Annotated in this window: 13 protein-coding genes (2 of these 13 running past the window's edge); 11 read left to right on the top strand and 2 right to left on the bottom strand. The window is 42.6% G+C overall.

Features of this window, described 5'->3' with window-relative positions; all coding sequences use genetic code 11:
* The 7 genes in view from LEP1GSC190_RS12375 to trpA are tightly spaced (at most 6 nt apart) and all read left to right on the top strand, a layout consistent with a single transcriptional unit that may run on beyond the window.
* Nucleotides 1-97, top strand: partial view of an isoprenyl transferase gene (locus LEP1GSC190_RS12375; RefSeq protein WP_051019825.1) — the 3' end only. Its footprint begins 584 nt before the window's first position; 97 of the gene's 681 nt are visible here — the last part of the coding sequence; its start codon lies off the left edge, out of view; it ends in the stop codon at nt 95-97.
* Nucleotides 90-1,004: a phosphatidate cytidylyltransferase gene (locus tag LEP1GSC190_RS12370; RefSeq protein ID WP_002748105.1), complete on the top strand. Its 915-nt coding sequence runs from the start codon at nt 90-92 to the stop codon at nt 1,002-1,004. Before LEP1GSC190_RS12375 ends, LEP1GSC190_RS12370 begins: the two co-directional genes overlap by 8 nt.
* Before the next feature lie 6 nt (nt 1,005-1,010).
* Nucleotides 1,011-2,180: a 1-deoxy-D-xylulose-5-phosphate reductoisomerase gene (gene dxr / locus LEP1GSC190_RS12365; RefSeq protein WP_002748068.1), complete on the top strand. Its 1,170-nt coding sequence runs from the start codon at nt 1,011-1,013 to the stop codon at nt 2,178-2,180.
* On the top strand, nt 2,174-3,901 hold the full coding sequence (locus tag LEP1GSC190_RS12360; RefSeq protein WP_036037269.1) for a site-2 protease family protein: 1,728 nt from the start codon (nt 2,174-2,176) through the stop codon (nt 3,899-3,901). The genes dxr and LEP1GSC190_RS12360 overlap by 7 nt, the downstream gene beginning before the upstream one ends.
* A gap of 4 nt (nt 3,902-3,905) precedes the next feature.
* Nucleotides 3,906-5,636 carry a proline--tRNA ligase gene (locus LEP1GSC190_RS12355; protein ID WP_002748113.1) on the top strand — a complete coding sequence of 577 codons (1,731 nt, stop codon included), beginning with the start codon at nt 3,906-3,908 and terminating at the stop codon, nt 5,634-5,636.
* Nucleotides 5,637-5,638: 2 nt separating this feature from the next.
* Nucleotides 5,639-6,841, top strand: a complete 1,203-nt coding sequence (trpB, locus tag LEP1GSC190_RS12350) for a tryptophan synthase subunit beta (protein WP_002748091.1) — start codon at nt 5,639-5,641, stop codon at nt 6,839-6,841.
* A complete protein-coding gene (gene trpA / locus LEP1GSC190_RS12345; protein WP_002748137.1) occupies nt 6,838-7,632 on the top strand; it encodes a tryptophan synthase subunit alpha in 795 nt (264 codons plus the stop codon). Before trpB ends, trpA begins: the two co-directional genes overlap by 4 nt.
* Before the next feature lie 63 nt (nt 7,633-7,695).
* On the opposite strand, the gene LEP1GSC190_RS12340 is transcribed toward trpA, so the two are convergent.
* Nucleotides 7,696-8,169: a DUF1564 family protein gene (locus LEP1GSC190_RS12340; RefSeq protein WP_002748070.1), complete on the bottom strand. Its 474-nt coding sequence runs from the start codon at nt 8,167-8,169 to the stop codon at nt 7,696-7,698.
* Between the two features lie 146 nt (nt 8,170-8,315).
* On the opposite strand from LEP1GSC190_RS12340, the gene LEP1GSC190_RS12330 reads away from it, so the two are divergent.
* The 4 genes from LEP1GSC190_RS12330 (at nt 8,316) to LEP1GSC190_RS12315 (ending at nt 14,048) form a co-directional block, all read left to right on the top strand.
* Nucleotides 8,316-10,628, top strand: a complete 2,313-nt coding sequence (locus tag LEP1GSC190_RS12330) for an adenylate/guanylate cyclase domain-containing protein (protein WP_036037266.1) — start codon at nt 8,316-8,318, stop codon at nt 10,626-10,628.
* A gap of 34 nt (nt 10,629-10,662) precedes the next feature.
* Nucleotides 10,663-12,570 carry a 1-deoxy-D-xylulose-5-phosphate synthase gene (dxs, locus tag LEP1GSC190_RS12325; RefSeq protein ID WP_002748076.1) on the top strand — a complete coding sequence of 636 codons (1,908 nt, stop codon included), beginning with the start codon at nt 10,663-10,665 and terminating at the stop codon, nt 12,568-12,570.
* A 41-nt stretch (nt 12,571-12,611) separates the two neighbouring features.
* The gene (locus LEP1GSC190_RS12320) at nt 12,612-13,082 is read left to right on the top strand and encodes a tetratricopeptide repeat protein (RefSeq protein WP_002748079.1); all 471 of its coding nucleotides are present in this window, start codon (nt 12,612-12,614) and stop codon (nt 13,080-13,082) included.
* A gap of 372 nt (nt 13,083-13,454) precedes the next feature.
* Nucleotides 13,455-14,048, top strand: coding sequence for a hypothetical protein (locus LEP1GSC190_RS12315; RefSeq protein WP_002748123.1), 594 nt, complete (start codon nt 13,455-13,457; stop codon nt 14,046-14,048).
* On the opposite strand, the gene LEP1GSC190_RS12310 is transcribed toward LEP1GSC190_RS12315, so the two are convergent.
* Nucleotides 14,045-15,000, bottom strand: partial view of a tetratricopeptide repeat protein gene (locus tag LEP1GSC190_RS12310; RefSeq protein WP_002748130.1) — the final stretch only. The gene runs 1,033 nt beyond the window's last position; 956 of the gene's 1,989 nt are visible here — the last part of the coding sequence; the start codon falls outside the window, past its right edge; it ends in the stop codon at nt 14,045-14,047. The genes LEP1GSC190_RS12315 and LEP1GSC190_RS12310 overlap by 4 nt on opposite strands.

The raw sequence follows: 15,000 nt of genomic DNA, 5'->3' as shown, positions 1-15,000 counted from the left end.
TACTCTTTGGCCCGACTTCGATAAAAATTCCCTGGTAAATTCCCTGAAGTGGTACGAAACCAGAACCCGAAAATTCGGAGGACTTACAAATGGGTGAAACATCCAAGAGGCTCGCTTCCGCCGCGGTGCTGATTGTATTTTATCTTTTTATGATATTCTATGCAGATTTTTATTATTTGCAGACGTATCTGATTCTTCTTTTGGGTGGAACTATCGGAATCAGAGAATTTTACAACCTTTCCGATCGTGGAGAGGACGGAAAGCCGTTTCGGGGAACCGGAGTGTTCTTCATGCTTCTGATTCTTACTTTTTACTACTTCCGATTCATAGGTTCACAGAATCAGTTCGAAGCCCCTTTGTTCTTTCAGAAATACATCCAATATTTTATTCCCCCTTTCGATCCCGTTCCGGTCGCATTTCTTTTCCTGTTTATCGTAACGTTTACTTTGCAAATCACCAGACGCCCGTTAGACGGTGCAATCTTTTCGGTTTCTTCTACGTTTCTCGGAGTGTTTTATATCGCGGTTCCTTTGGGACACCTGTTTCTTCTTTTGGGAATGAAACAGGGGGTCTATTACATCTTTTTCGTGTCCGTGGTCACTTTCTTAACTGATGCCGGAGCGTATTTCGGAGGAAGATGGTTCGGAAGGCACCCCGCAGGTCTTGCGATTTCTCCCAAAAAAACCTGGGAAGGTTATGTGACCGGAATTGTGATCGCCATTGCTTCAATTTTCATCTTCAACATGATTTGGGAAAATTTCACGGGGATTCCTGCGTCCGTTCGCGGATTAGAAGTTTTTTGGATTTCGACGATTTTATCTTTGGTCAGCGTAATCGGGGATCTTTTGGAATCCGCAATGAAACGGGATGCGAAGATCAAAGACTCCGGTTCTCTGATTCCGGGTCACGGTGGAATACTCGATCTCGCGGACGCTCTTTTGATAACAATCCCCGTTTTATATTATTATCTTCAGATCAAGGGGAATCTCGGATTCCAAGTCTAATCGGATATGGCAACTTCCGTCAGTCTTTTAGGTGCGTCCGGTTCCGTAGGAGAATCTACTCTTAAGGTCCTGCGCGCTTACCCGGAAGAATTCAGACTTCATTCTTTCAGCGTTCATTCGAATCTGGAAAAAGCGAAAGCGATTCAAAAAGAATTCTCCCCCGACTTTATCTGTGTTAGCTGCGAGACCGTGGATAGGTCCGTTCTCGGAAATAAAATCGGCAAAACACAAGTCCTTTATGGAGAATCTGCTCTTTGCGAGCTTGTTCGAGAACCCGAAGTTCAAATCGTAATCACCGCTATCGTAGGTTCCGTGGGTTTACGTCCGACGATCGCCGCGATCACTTCCGGCAAAAGATTAGGGATTGCAAATAAAGAAACGTTAGTCACATCGGGGCCTCTCATCAATTCTCTGATTGCAAAACACAAAACCAAAGTGGTTCCAGTCGATTCGGAGCATAACGCTCTCTTTCAACTCTTGGAATCTTTGAACCGCGACTCTCTAGAAAAGATCATTCTCACTGCGTCGGGCGGTTCGTTTCGGGATCTTTCCATAGAACAATTGGCGTCCGTTACCAAGGAACAGGCGCTTCATCATCCTACTTGGAATATGGGACCTAAGATCACCGTGGATTCCAACGGGATGATTAACAAAGGACTTGAAGTCATCGAAGCACATTTTTTGTTCGGAGTTCCTTACGAACGCATTGAAGTTGTGATTCACCCTCAGAGTATCGCGCACGGTATCGTGGAATTAAAAGATGGCGCTTCGTTCGTTTATGCTTCTTATCCGGATATGATTTTTCCGATTGCACATTCTCTCTTTCATCCGGAACCGGTTCCTAAACTATTGCGGTCCTACTCTGCTAAGGATTGGGGAAAGCTGGAATTTCGGGAGCCGGATTTGAAACGATATCCGGGACTCAGATTAGCGTTTGAGGCGGGTAAGGCGGGGGGAACTGCTCCCTGCATTTTTAACGCGGCCAACGAGGTCGCCGTGGGATTGTTTTTAAAGGATGAGATCCGTTTTGTGGAAATTCCGAATTATATTTCCGAAACGTTAGATGCAATTGAAATTACGTATCCGACGACTTTGGAAGGCTACGAGGAAGCGGACCGGGTTGCCCGTGAAACCGTTCAAAATCTGAAAGGAAGGAAGGCGGTGTCCGCATGTTAATTATGATATTAGGCGCAGTGTTTATGCTGGCCATTTCTATTTTTATTCACGAGTTAGGTCATCTTCTTTGCGGGATGCTCGTAGGGGTTAAGGCTAGAATTTTTTCGATCGGTTACGGTAGAGGAATCTGGAAAAAAAAGGTGGGCGAGACCACGTATCAGATCACTGCGATTCCCGTCGGAGGATACGTTTTATTCAAAGGAGATGACTACGGTGGAGAAGTAAAGGGAGAACCTGGTGAACTTCTTTCCACTCCACCTTTGAAGAGAATGATTCCGGTGCTCGGAGGTCCTCTTTTTAACTTATTTTTGGGATTTGGAATATTATTAATTTTGAATTTTATAGGCCACAATCCTCCGGGAAACCGGATTTTTATCGATCCGGCTGACCAGGAATTTTCCGCCGCATACCAATCGGGTCTCAGAACGGGGGATCGTATCCTAAATATAGACGGTAATCAAATTGAAAAATTTGAAGACATAGTGACTAACGTGGGATTGTCTTCCGGGAATGCTCTCAAAATTTTGGGTGAGCGCGATGGGCAAAAGATGGAATGGAGTGTAATTCCTCGGATCGTTTATAACCCGAAACGTTCTTCCGGAATTCCGACGATTGGTGTGGAGCCCTTCGGAGAAAGAAGGGTCGTTGCGACCTTCAGTTATCCGGAACAGTTTCAGCATTGGTTATCTTCTCGTTTGGATAGGTCTCACGAAGCGGAAAATTACTACCAGGAACGTTTGAAAAAGGCTGTCGAAGGAAGGGACATCCCCGCCGAAGTTCTGCTCGAAAAAGAAAGAGAGGAGAAGGAAAATCTGCTTCGTTCTAGAGCGTTGAACTATCTCAACGACGGAGACGTGATTCAAACCGTGAACGGTAAGGCCGTTTCCACTGTGGGGGAACTTCAAAGGATCCTTGGGGAATATCAAAACCGAACTGTGACAATTGTTGCGGATCGAAAAACATATCCTCTCGTAAATCCTTGGTCCACGGAAATTGTTTCCGTGGAAATTCCGGTTTTAGGGGCTAATATATTAGAATTTAAGAATATTCGGGATCAGAAATTTCCCGAATTGAATTTGGAATCTTACCAGTTTGCGAGTTACGATCCCGAACTCGGTCATAAACTACTCAACCTGGCAGTGGACGGAAAAATGTTTCCTAGTTTTGAAGAACTTCTCGTTTATATTAAAACGAAGAATGGAAAAACCGTTACAGTCGATGTGGGGAATCTTAAGTTGGAAGCCGAGCCGAAAGTTCGTCCAATCGGGCTCCTCGGGTTTAGACCCAACATGAAATTCAATCCGGAACCGATGCAGAGAGAACTAGGCTTTGTGGAATCTTTCATCGTTGCGGGAAAAGACGTTTATGAAAATGTGGAAATCACTCTCAAAGGAATCGGGATGTTGTTTTCGGGAATCCTTTCCGTAAAGGATAGTCTTTCTGGACCTGTGGGGATTGTATCGTATGCAGGAATCAGTTTGGAGATCGGCTGGGAAACCTATCTTGAGTTTGTCGCAAGGATCTCAATCGCTTTGATGATTATGAATTTACTTCCTATTCCGATGGCCGACGGTGGGCATATCGTATTGTATGCATATGAAGCGATCACCGGAAGACCTCTTCCCGGTAGAGTAATCGAGTCCATCTTCCGAATCGGATTTTTGTTTTTACTCGGGCTCGGACTCTACGTCACCTTCAACGATGTAATGCGAATTTTCTAAACACATGAAGGCATCGAAATATATTCTTCCCACAGAAAAGGAAAATCCAGCGGATGCGGTCGTTGCATCCCATCGCCTTATGATCCGCGCGGGTCTTGCACGCAAGTCCTCCGCAGGTCTTTACTTTTATCTTCCACTCGGCCTTAAAATTCTCCAAAAGATCAAACAGATCGTTCGTGAAGAGATGAACGAAACGGGAGCTTTGGAGTTCGATCTTCCTATTTTGACTCCTTCGGATTTTTGGGAACAAAGCGGTCGATGGACCGCGATGGGAAAAGAAATGTTCCGTATCAAAGATAGACACGATCTTTCTTATGCTCTCGGTCCCACACACGAGGAATCCTTCAGTTTTTTATTAAAACCTCTTTTGAAATCGTATAAGGATCTTCCGGTTAACGTCTATCAAATCCAAACTAAATTCCGAGACGAAATTCGTCCTCGTTTCGGCGTGATCCGCTCTAAAGAGTTTATTATGAAAGATGCATATTCCTTTCATATCGACGATGTTTCTCTCGACGAAACGTATCAAGCGATGCGGGTTGCTTACAGAAAAATTTTCGATCGCTGCGGTCTCAAGACGATTCCAGTGCAGGCGGATTCCGGAAGTATGGGAGGCTCTGCGTCGGAAGAGTTTATGGTGGTTTCTCCGATTGGAGAAGAAACGTTGCTTTTGTGTAATTCTTGCGGTTATAGTTCCAATAGCGAAAAAACTCCTCTTGTATTAAAAAAAGGAAATGCACCAGCGAAACTTTCCGAAAAGAAAGAAATTTCCACACCAGGAAAAAAGGCGATTGCCGAGGTCAGCGCTTTTTTGGGAATTCCCGAATCCGAAACGATCAAAGCGATCGCGCTCAAATCGGATAAGAAAAAGATTCTTGTGTTCTTACGCGGGGATTTGGAACTCAATCTTCATAAACTACATTCTCTTCTCCGAATTACGGACTCGGAGCCGATGACCGATGTGGAAATTCGGGAGCTTGGGTTGACTCCGGGTTTTATTTCTCCGATTTCTGCGAACGACAAGATAAAGGTATTATACGATCGTTCTCTTCAAAAAGATTTTCCTTACGTAGTCGGTTCGTCTAGGGAAGATTTTCATACCCAAGGTTTTATTTTGGAAAAGGAAGTTCCCGGTCTTCCGGAATTTGCGGATGTCGCATTGGCAAGAGAGGGAGATCTTTGTCCGAATTGTAATTCTCCTTTAAAGGCCGAGAAAGGGATCGAGGTCGGTCATATATTCAAACTAGGAGAAAAATACACAAAGGCTTTCGGGATTCAGGTTTTGGATCAAAACGGAAAATCCAGGATTCTTACCATGGGTTGTTACGGAATCGGTGTTAACAGAACCATGGCTACCGTCATCGAGCAGTGCAACGACGAAAAAGGGATTTTCTGGCCGATCAGCATCGCTCCGTTCGAAGTTACACTCGTGAGTATTACAAAAGGCGAGGAACAATATTTCAAAGCAGAAGAATTTTATAATGTTCTAAAGAACGAAGGAATTGAAGTTTTTTGGGACGACCGGGATGTGGGTCCTGGTTTTAAACTCAAGGATTCCGAACTGATCGGTTTTCCGATTCGAGTAACGATTGGTAAAAAATTCTTCGAAAACGGAGAGATTTCGATCTACAATCGTAAAAAAGACAAGGAAGAATCCTTTGTCTTTGCCGGATTTGAGAATCTAATTGCAAGGGTAAAATTTCTGCGTCAGGAACTTTTCGCAGAATTGGAGTAGTTATGGGAAAAAAACGTCATTCCGGAAAAGAAGGTTACTTCGGAGAATTCGGCGGTCGTTATTCTCCCGAAATTCTTCACGATGCGCTTGTGGAACTTGAAGCTATGTACAAAAAGCTTCGGAAGAACAAACGTTTTCATAAAGAACTCGAATATTATCGTAAGAATTATATTGGTCGTCCTTCTCCTCTTACTTATGCCGAACGTTTGTCAAAGGCCTGGAGCGGAGCTAGGATTTGGCTCAAACGCGAAGACTTAAATCATACAGGTGCACATAAGATCAACAATACGATCGGGCAAGTGTTGATCGCAAAGGCAATGGGCAAAACTCGAATCATTGCGGAAACCGGAGCGGGACAACATGGAGTGGCAACGGCGACAGTTGGTGCCATGTTTCAGATGGAAACAGTTGTTTATATGGGAGAAGAGGATCTTCGTCGTCAGGAACTCAACGCGATCCGAATGAAAATGATGGGTGCCAAAGTCGTAGGAGTTTCCAGTGGCACCGCGACTCTCAAAGACGCGACCAGCGAAGCCATGAGAGACTGGGCATTAAATGTTTCTAATACACATTACATCGTTGGTTCTTCCATCGGTCCGCACCCGTTTCCTACCATCGTGAGAGACTTTCAATCTGTAATCGGTATCGAATCCAGAAAACAATTTAAAAAAGTGAACGGTAAACTTCCAAACGCTGTGATCGCTTGTGTCGGTGGCGGTTCGAACGCTATCGGTATGTTTTACGGCTTCTTAAAGGATAGGAAGGTAAAGCTTTACGGTGTGGAAGCCGGAGGTTATTCTACCGAACCGGGATATCATTCTGCAACGATCCAATTCGGTAGAACCGGATTTTTACACGGAACTAAAACGTTGGTAATCCAAGATGAATTTGGGCAAATCGTTCCGGCTCATTCCGTATCTGCAGGTTTGGATTATCCTGGGGTCGGTCCGGAACACGCTTATTTTCATAAAAGCGGGAGAGTGACTTACGAAAACGTGGATGATGAAGGTGCTTTAGATTCTTTTCTTGAGGTATGTCAGATCGAAGGGATTATTCCTGCATTAGAAACCGCTCATGCGTTTCGTTTTGCAAAAGACCTGGCGAAATCGATGGGGAAAAAAGAAGACATTCTCATCTGCCTTTCCGGAAGAGGGGATAAGGACGTTGCCGAGGTCGCAAGACTTAGAAAAGGAGAATTTTCTTGAGCGCCATCTCTTCCGTTTTTTCCTCCGATAAAAGTGTTTTCATTCCTTATATCTCTTTGGGAGATCCGGATTACGAATCCTGTATTTCTTGGGCGGATGCTCTGATTCGAGGTGGTGCTGGAATTTTAGAATTGGGAATTCCATTTACCGATCCGGTCGCAGATGGTCCGGTGATTCAAAAAGCTTTCAAACGAGCGTTGGCTTATCCTTTCTCCATGAAAAAAATTTTAGAGGTCACCGCAGAAATTCATAAACTACATCCACAAACTCCTCTCGTGTATTTAACGTATTTTAATCCACTTTATTCTATGGGCTTGGAATCTTTTACGGAAAGTGCCAAAAATTCGGGGATCCAAGGTTTGATCATTCCAGATCTTCCGTTTGATACCCCGGAAGCCGAAGAGTTCTTTTCTCAACTTGATCGAAAAAAGATCGATTTTATTCATCTTGTGACACCTGCAACTACAAGCGATCGAATTCAATCTATGAAATCTCTTGCATCTGGTTTTATTTACTATGTGACTTCCTACGGTGTGACCGGGGAACGGAATATTCTCGCGGACGGTTTGGAAGAAAGAATCCGAATGGTGCGTAGCAAAGTTGGTCTTCCGGTTTGCGCAGGGTTTGGAATTTCCACTGCGGATCAGGCTAAGGAAATTTCGACTTACGCGAACGGGGTGATTATCGGCTCTGCCGTACAAAAAATCATCGAAGAGAACGGCTCCAATCGAGAGGTTTGCATAAGCAAACTTTTTATGTATGCATCGGAAATTCGTGCTTCTATGAAATAAGAAGCTATGTGCGTTTCCCTGAGGTGTTTTTTGTGTCTGCGAATTGGAGAAAGGGAGGGGTTTTTAAATTGGGTGTGCCCTTCCCAGCTGAATTTGACTTTGTAGGAGTTTTTGTGAAAAGCGAATTTCTCTGGTAATCTTCAAAATTGTTGGAGCTCCATAGAATTTTGTTTTTCTGGGGGTTCCTTCTATTGACCATTCTAACAACAGAGAAAATAACAAACATCGAGAAATCCCTAGTCCCCAAGCAAGGATTCCCAGTTTGCACCAATCTTCTTCGAAAGGACGAAAGTTCATCTTTTGTAGATTCAGATTTTTCTCTTGATATCTCGCATATGCCAGTCTCTTCCCTAAAAAACGTTTCCGAATCAAGATTTCGTCCCAACGGGATAAAAGAAGGTGTAAGGTTTTTCGGAGAATTTTCGGTTGAAGCTGGTTGGTTCTAACCAGGTTTTCCGGAATTAAAAATGAGCAAAGGTTACCGGATTTACGAATCGAACAAAATGTAAGCTCGGATTTTAAGGAGGAATTCTTCATAACTGGAACGGTTCCGGGATGGATGTGTGTGGAGGTGAAACGGAGTAAAAAATGAAAGCAAAACTAGAATAAGCGATAAAGTCTGGAAAATATTGACGAAACTCTGACGGATGGGATATTGATCCCGATCAGGGTCGGAGGAACGTATGAGCGAAATCAAATTTAAAATCACTCCATTCCACATTATTTCGATAATACTGGGGGGAATGGGGATTGTTTTCATAACATTTACTGCATTTTTTCCGAGCTTTTCATTCAACACAGAATTCTTGCTTGGAGGGTTCGTGTTGCTTTTGATCAGTTCGTATCCGATCTATAAGTTCATAGAGGTCAACACTTCGGATAAACAAAAGTCCGGAGGTATTTGGCTCTCGATGGTAGTCTCGTTTTCTATGTTTTTCCTATATCAGGTTTTTACGCCTCTCTCCGAGTTGGAAGAATCCTCCGTGTCTTGGAGATTTACATTGCTTAGATCCGGGGTGAACAAGAGCGAAAAAGAATCTGAAGAAGGAACGATTGAATACACGCGTTACAATCCGCCGCCTGGAGCAAGGCAGGACATACAGATCATAGGAATCACGACTACTTCCTTGGAAAAATTACAAGGAAGGTGGCCTTTGCCTTGGAAATATTATGCAAACATTATAGACATATTTAAGAACACGTCCAATCAGTTGATGTTCGATATTTTCTTTGTGGACTATAAGTCGGGGCAAACGGAAGAAATGGCTGAAGCCTTGGCGAAAAATTCGCAGGTCATGTTTGACTATCCGATGGAAACAAGTTTAGAGTCCAAGAGTTCCATTTTGAATTTGGAAAAACGGATTGATCTGCTTAGAAAGTTTAAATTAGAAAACGTGGAAGATCCGGGGGATATCGGAACATCTTGGTTGAAATTTCCTCAGCCTCCGATAGAGCCTGTGGCGGAAAAGGCGTCTGGATTAGGATTCGCGAATATTAAAAAAGACGAAAGTGGGCTCAATCGAAGAATGCCTCTTGTTGCGAAATTGTTGAATGCGGGTCCTTTAAGGGAAACGGAATATTATCCATCCATAGACTTAATTATAGCGTGTAATTATCTCGGCGTGGATGTGAAGAGAGACGTAGAAGTCGTGATGGGCAGATACGTCAAGATCAAGAATATTCCACAAAAGACCCTGACGAGTTTCAACCGTAAAACTTTGAAGATGGAAACTAAGGACATCATGAATCGGCCGAATGAAGATCGTGAGATCATAATTCCGATAGACAAAGATGGACAGATGCAGATCAATTTTCCGGGAGGGCTTTATTCATTCCGAGCGCATGAAATTTTCGAAGCGGCGACGGAGTGGAATGAGGAAACCGCGTCTCAATTTCAAAACACGATTTTTCTTGTCGCGATGTATTACGCGACTGGAGCTGGGGCGGCAAAAGATACGCATTTATCACCGTTTGGGGATATGTCCGGGATTGAACACCATGCGGCTTCGATCAACACGATTCTCAATCAAGATTTTCTCTTCGAGCTTCCGTTATGGGGAGAATTTCTAATTTTAATCCTTGTGGGAATATTGGGGGGATTTGTACAACCTCGATTGAAAACCTGGTTGGCGTTTCTGTTTTTCTTAGTGACTGCGTTCATCTATTCGGTTGGAACGCTCGTAAATTTTTCCGAATTCAACTTGGTGCATTTGTATCCGACTGTGGTATTGGAGCAGTTATTTATTTTTATCGGACTGATTGGATTTAGGATTTTAACGGAAGAGGAAAATGTGAAATATATTCGAAGTACGTTTTCCAAATTCGTATCTAAGGATATCGTGGATGAGCTACTCAAAAATCCGGACAACTTGAATCTAGGGGGATCCAAGCGAGACATCACGATCTTTTTCTCTGATATTCGAGGATTTACAACAATGTCGGAAAAAATGGGGCCGGAAGAACTGGTTCAATTTTTGAATCAATATCTTTCTGAGATGACGGAGATCATCATTGAATTTAAGGGAACGATTGATAAATACATGGGGGATGCGATCATGGCATTTTGGGGGGCGCCTGTGCCGTTAGAAGATCATGCTTACTATGGATGTGCGGCCGGGCTTGCTCAGATGAAAAGGCTTGCTACTTTGAAGGAAGAATGGAAGAGTTTGGATCTACCTCAAATGGATATCGGAATCGGACTCAATTCCGGACCTGCGGTTGTAGGAAACATGGGTAGTTCTCACAGGATGGATTACACCTGTATGGGAGATACGATCAATTTAGGATCTAGATTGGAAGGAACGAATAAGGAATACGGAACTCATATTATTATCTCTGAATACACTTATGAGAAGGTAAAGGACAGGGTCATCGCAAGAGAACTGGACTTGATTAAAGTGAAAGGAAAGACTCAACCTGTAAGAATCTACGAATTATTGGATTTAGTGAATGAGGATGACCTGAAACTATTAAGAAAACCTTTGCAGGTGAATTGAAAAATTAATGTTAATAAAATTATAGAAAATTTTCATGCAACAGGAATCAACTCTGCTGGATAGGATCGACTATCCGGCCGACCTCAGAAACATACCGTTGGAAAAACTTCCTCAGGTCTGTAAAGAGGTTCGAAATTACATCATTGATACTCTATCAGGAGTAGGCGGACATTTTGCGAGCAATCTGGGAGTCGTGGAGCTTACGGTAGCGCTTCATTACGTATTTAACACGCCGAAGGATCGACTGATCTGGGATGTGGGCCATCAAACGTATCCGCATAAGATTCTCACCGGAAGAAAGGACAGACTCAAAACCGTACGAAAATTCAACGGGCTTTCCGGGTTTCCAAAAAGGGAGGAATCCCCTTACGATCTCTATAACACGGGGCATGCGGGAACTTCGATTTCGCAGGCGCTCGGAGAAGCCGCGGCCCGAGATCTAACAAAGGGAGAAGATTACAGTGTAGTTGCCATTATCGGAGACGCGTCGATTGCGACCGGAATGGCTCTTGAAGCGATGAATCACGCTGGTCATTTAAAAAAGGACATGATAGTTATCTTAAACGATAATTACATGTCAATCTCGAAGAATGTGGGTTCCATCTCTAATTATCTTAACAACATCATTACATCTCATTTTTATAATCACTGGAAGAGAGTATTTTATACTTTTTTAAAGTGGTTGCCTATCATTGGGCCTGCGACCGAGAGATTTTTTAAAAGAGTGGAAAAGGGATTCAAAGACGTCTTAACGCCTGGAGGGCTATTTGAGGATTTAGGATTCGGATACATTGGGCCCGAAGACGGGCATGACGTGGTTCGACTCGTGAACATGCTTGAAAAAGTGAAAAAAATGAAGGGACCTATTCTGCTTCATCTAATCACGCAAAAGGGGAAGGGATATGACCCTGCGGAAAGGGACCCGATCAAGTATCATGGAGTCACACCGTTTCGAAAAGAAGACGGAGCGATGGACAGTGGAGATTCTTCCAAGATTGCATACAGCAAGATTGTAGGAAAGATGTTGTCAATTCTGACGGAAACAAATCCTAAGATTGCGGCGATCACGCCAGCTATGATCGAAGGGAGCGGGCTTAAAGAATACGCCGAAAAATATCCTGACCACCTTTTTGATGTGGGGATAGCAGAGCAACACTCCGTAGCGTTTGCCGGAGCAATGACGAACGGAAGTATCATTCCTTATATGTGTATCTACTCGACGTTTTTAACGAGGGCAATGGATCAGCTCGTCCAGGATGTATCATTGATGAATTTACCTGTTCGGTTTGTAATTGATCGTGCGGGATGTGTGGGGCCGGACGGGGAAACGCACCAAGGATTTTTCGATTTAGGATATCTGCTCGGTTTGCCGAACATGGATGTGTTTGTTCCGTCTAACGGACAGGACATGATCGATTCGCTTCGATGGATGGAAACATACGACAAGGCTCCGATTGCAATTCGATTCCCGAAGGCGAGTGTGGACTTGAAGACCTTGGATTTTTACAAAGAAGTCGATCTTCGACCTGGAACATTTCGAGTTCTCAAAAGAGGAACGGATCTTGCTCTTTTATCGATCGGGTCCATGATCGACGAAGCCAAAAAAGCGACCGAAATTCTGGAAAGTGCGGGTTTCAGCGTAACGCTCATTGATCTTATATGGTTACGACCACTTGGAGTGGAAACACTCAACGAAGAATTGTCTGGTGTGAGACATTTTGTGATAATAGACGAAAGTTATGTCGACGCGGGAGCTTCCGGATATCTGCTCAATCGAATTCTTCCTGAAAATTTATCGAAATACGTTAAAACGTTCGGGTTTCCGCCGGAGCCGATTCACCACGGAGAAAGGAAAGAAATTATCCAAACGTATAAGTTAGATGGAACATCGATTGCGGAACTCGTAGCAGACGTATTGAAAAAAAACTTAATCAAGCCATAACCATTCCAAACCGAAAATAAAAATAAAAACGGGTTAAGGAATTGGAAAACATTACTCCTTCGGATTTTTTAGAAGCGGCGAAATATTTTTATAAAAAAGGCGATTCGGACAGAGCAGAGTATTTGTTCAAACTTACTTTGGAGGACGAAGAGAGTCACGAGGCTTATTTCTTTTTAGGGCTTCTCGAAAATCAGAGGGGAAATTCGGCAAAAGGGCTTACACACTTTTATCAATCTGTGGAATTGAATCCGAATTACGGAAATCCCTGCAACGAAATCGGAATTATACTTTTAAGAGCGGGGAAGGAGATCGAGGCGGTTTACTGGCTTAAAAAATCCTTACGTTGTGAATTGAACGATGCGCCTCATATTTCGCTCTACAATCTTGCCACTCTGTATAAAATTTGGAACCGTCCCGAAAGATCCCTTCAGTATTTACATCGTGCGATATTGATCAAACCCGATTTCGAAGAGGCCAGAAAGCTCAAAGAGGAGTTAGGTTCTACAATTTGAGCTAAGGAGAATTTGTATTTCTGGCGATAAATTATAATTTGATAGGAATTATCCAGATAAAAAATGCGGATAGTTCATTTCGGATTAACGAATTTACTAAGGGTCTGTCTAAAAACCTTAAAAGAAATCAGTTACAATGATTCAGTAAGTTCGTAATAAAATATGGAAGTTACCACAAATTACGTCCTTTGGTAGTTTGCGAGCTTTCGAGCATATTTTATAACCGTTAGGTTCTTCGTCTGGACAAGCTCTAAAATGTTTCTAAGATTTAAATAAGGATATTTCCGATATGGTTTTTGCCTTATCGAAAAGGCGCCAAAGGGAAAATTGGGTTTGCGAAATCATTGTTTGCACTAATATTATATTCTGTCAATGGGATTGAATCAGAATAATAAGGCTCATAGAAGTTCGATTCTTCCATTACGATTTTCGGAAGAGGCCGTTGCGGTGATTCGAACACATCTTGCAAATCGACCTGAATCCTCGTTTCATCTAAGGATTGAGAGAAAGGGTGGACATGCCAGTGTTCAGGTAGGTTATGAACAAAAGAAAAATCTGAATACCATACATGCCTATCCGATTAAAATAGAAATTTCCGAAGAGGATGAGATTTGTCTGGAAGGTTCTCGAATCGATTGGAAACCGGAAAAACAGGAATTTTATATTTATCCGGACGTGGATTTGGATATAGAATATCAAAATATTCTAAATAGATTTAAGATACGTGCAAATCGGAATGTATTTAGAAATGATAAAGCTAGAATTTATAGGGATCCTTCCGAGTTTCCGAATTGGTTTCCCTTGAGGATTCGGAAGTTAGAAATTTCTAAAGTAAAAATTCAGGGGAAAATTTGGATCTTGGCTTTGGCCCATCGTTATGAACCGGAAGAAATTCTGAAGATTGAAAGTACGATTGCAGACGAGATATTGGATTATTTTAGCGACTTTCCGGACCGCAATGATTAGCGTTTCCAGAATACTCGATCACCTTCGGAAATCGATTTTAAGCCTTTGTTTCCGTTATCCGGAACGGCTCTGGAAAGAAAGTAATCGATTTCTTCGATCGTAGCTTCTCCAGATTTTCCGGAGGTATTGTAGAATTGAACCTTACTACCTTTTTTTAAACCATCTAGAATTCCAACATTGATGATGACGTCTTCGTCTTTTACTTTTAAGACGGAGCCGCTAGGAGGGATCGCCGCTGAAATTTTAGAGACGGATCTTGCTACTGCCTCCGGAATAAAATCTCTCCCTTTTGAGAATACTCTAAATGTGGAAAGGATTTTTTCGTGTTTGGAATCCTTAATCGTCCAGTCTATAAACAATGAATGATTTTCGTATTTTAGAGAACCATAAACTAGAAATCTAGGTTTAATTCCATTTTTTGCGGAGTCCTTGATTTTGAGAAAGGTAGATTCCGTGTAGGGTAAGATTTCCGTATAAGGATCGGCTTTTATATCGAAGGAAACTGGATTATTCCGAATGGATTCTAAAACCTCTGAAAGAGAGACGGTAGGATTTAAGGAAAGATTTCTACGTACGGAAGAAGAAACTAAGACCGCGAGATCTGGATAATCACCTAAATAAGAATTATCGGAGAGGTCGAACAATAAGAGAACAGGCGGGGTTCTTCCGTAGTTTTCCACGAGATTGTCGCCTGTGATTTCAAGAAATCCTTCTTTATAGGCGATTGATTGTTTCATCGAGTTCAGAAGATTTTCGATTTCGTACTGATATTTTTGATTTTCGGGATATTTCTTTCTCAAAAATAAAAGGAGATTGAGATAACGCGGAAAAAATCTGGTTCTTTTGTATTCGGATAAGGTTTGAAATTGAACTTCTGGCTGACCGGGGATCAGTTCTCTAGCGGAAGCAAGGTGATGAGAGGCCATATCGTATAAAAGAGAATTTTTAGAGG

This window comes from Leptospira mayottensis 200901116 (assembly GCF_000306675.2).
GTDB lineage: Bacteria > Spirochaetota > Leptospiria > Leptospirales > Leptospiraceae > Leptospira > Leptospira mayottensis.
The sequence above is the reverse complement of the archived record's forward strand: the minus strand, read 5'-3'. Positions and strand labels throughout refer to the sequence as shown.

Excerpts from the sequence above, each read along its gene's own strand:
- LEP1GSC190_RS12370 (WP_002748105.1), top strand. The coding sequence starts at position 90 with ATGGGTGAAACATCCAAGAGGCTCGCTTCCGCCGCGGTGCTGATTGTA.
- dxr (WP_002748068.1), top strand. The coding sequence starts at position 1,011 with ATGGCAACTTCCGTCAGTCTTTTAGGTGCGTCCGGTTCCGTAGGAGAA.
- LEP1GSC190_RS12360 (WP_036037269.1), top strand. The coding sequence starts at position 2,174 with ATGTTAATTATGATATTAGGCGCAGTGTTTATGCTGGCCATTTCTATT.
- LEP1GSC190_RS12355 (WP_002748113.1), top strand. The coding sequence starts at position 3,906 with ATGAAGGCATCGAAATATATTCTTCCCACAGAAAAGGAAAATCCAGCG.
- trpB (WP_002748091.1), top strand. The coding sequence starts at position 5,639 with ATGGGAAAAAAACGTCATTCCGGAAAAGAAGGTTACTTCGGAGAATTC.
- LEP1GSC190_RS12340 (WP_002748070.1), bottom strand. The coding sequence starts at position 8,169 with ATGAAGAATTCCTCCTTAAAATCCGAGCTTACATTTTGTTCGATTCGT.
- LEP1GSC190_RS12330 (WP_036037266.1), top strand. The coding sequence starts at position 8,316 with ATGAGCGAAATCAAATTTAAAATCACTCCATTCCACATTATTTCGATA.
- dxs (WP_002748076.1), top strand. The coding sequence starts at position 10,663 with ATGCAACAGGAATCAACTCTGCTGGATAGGATCGACTATCCGGCCGAC.
- LEP1GSC190_RS12315 (WP_002748123.1), top strand. The coding sequence starts at position 13,455 with ATGGGATTGAATCAGAATAATAAGGCTCATAGAAGTTCGATTCTTCCA.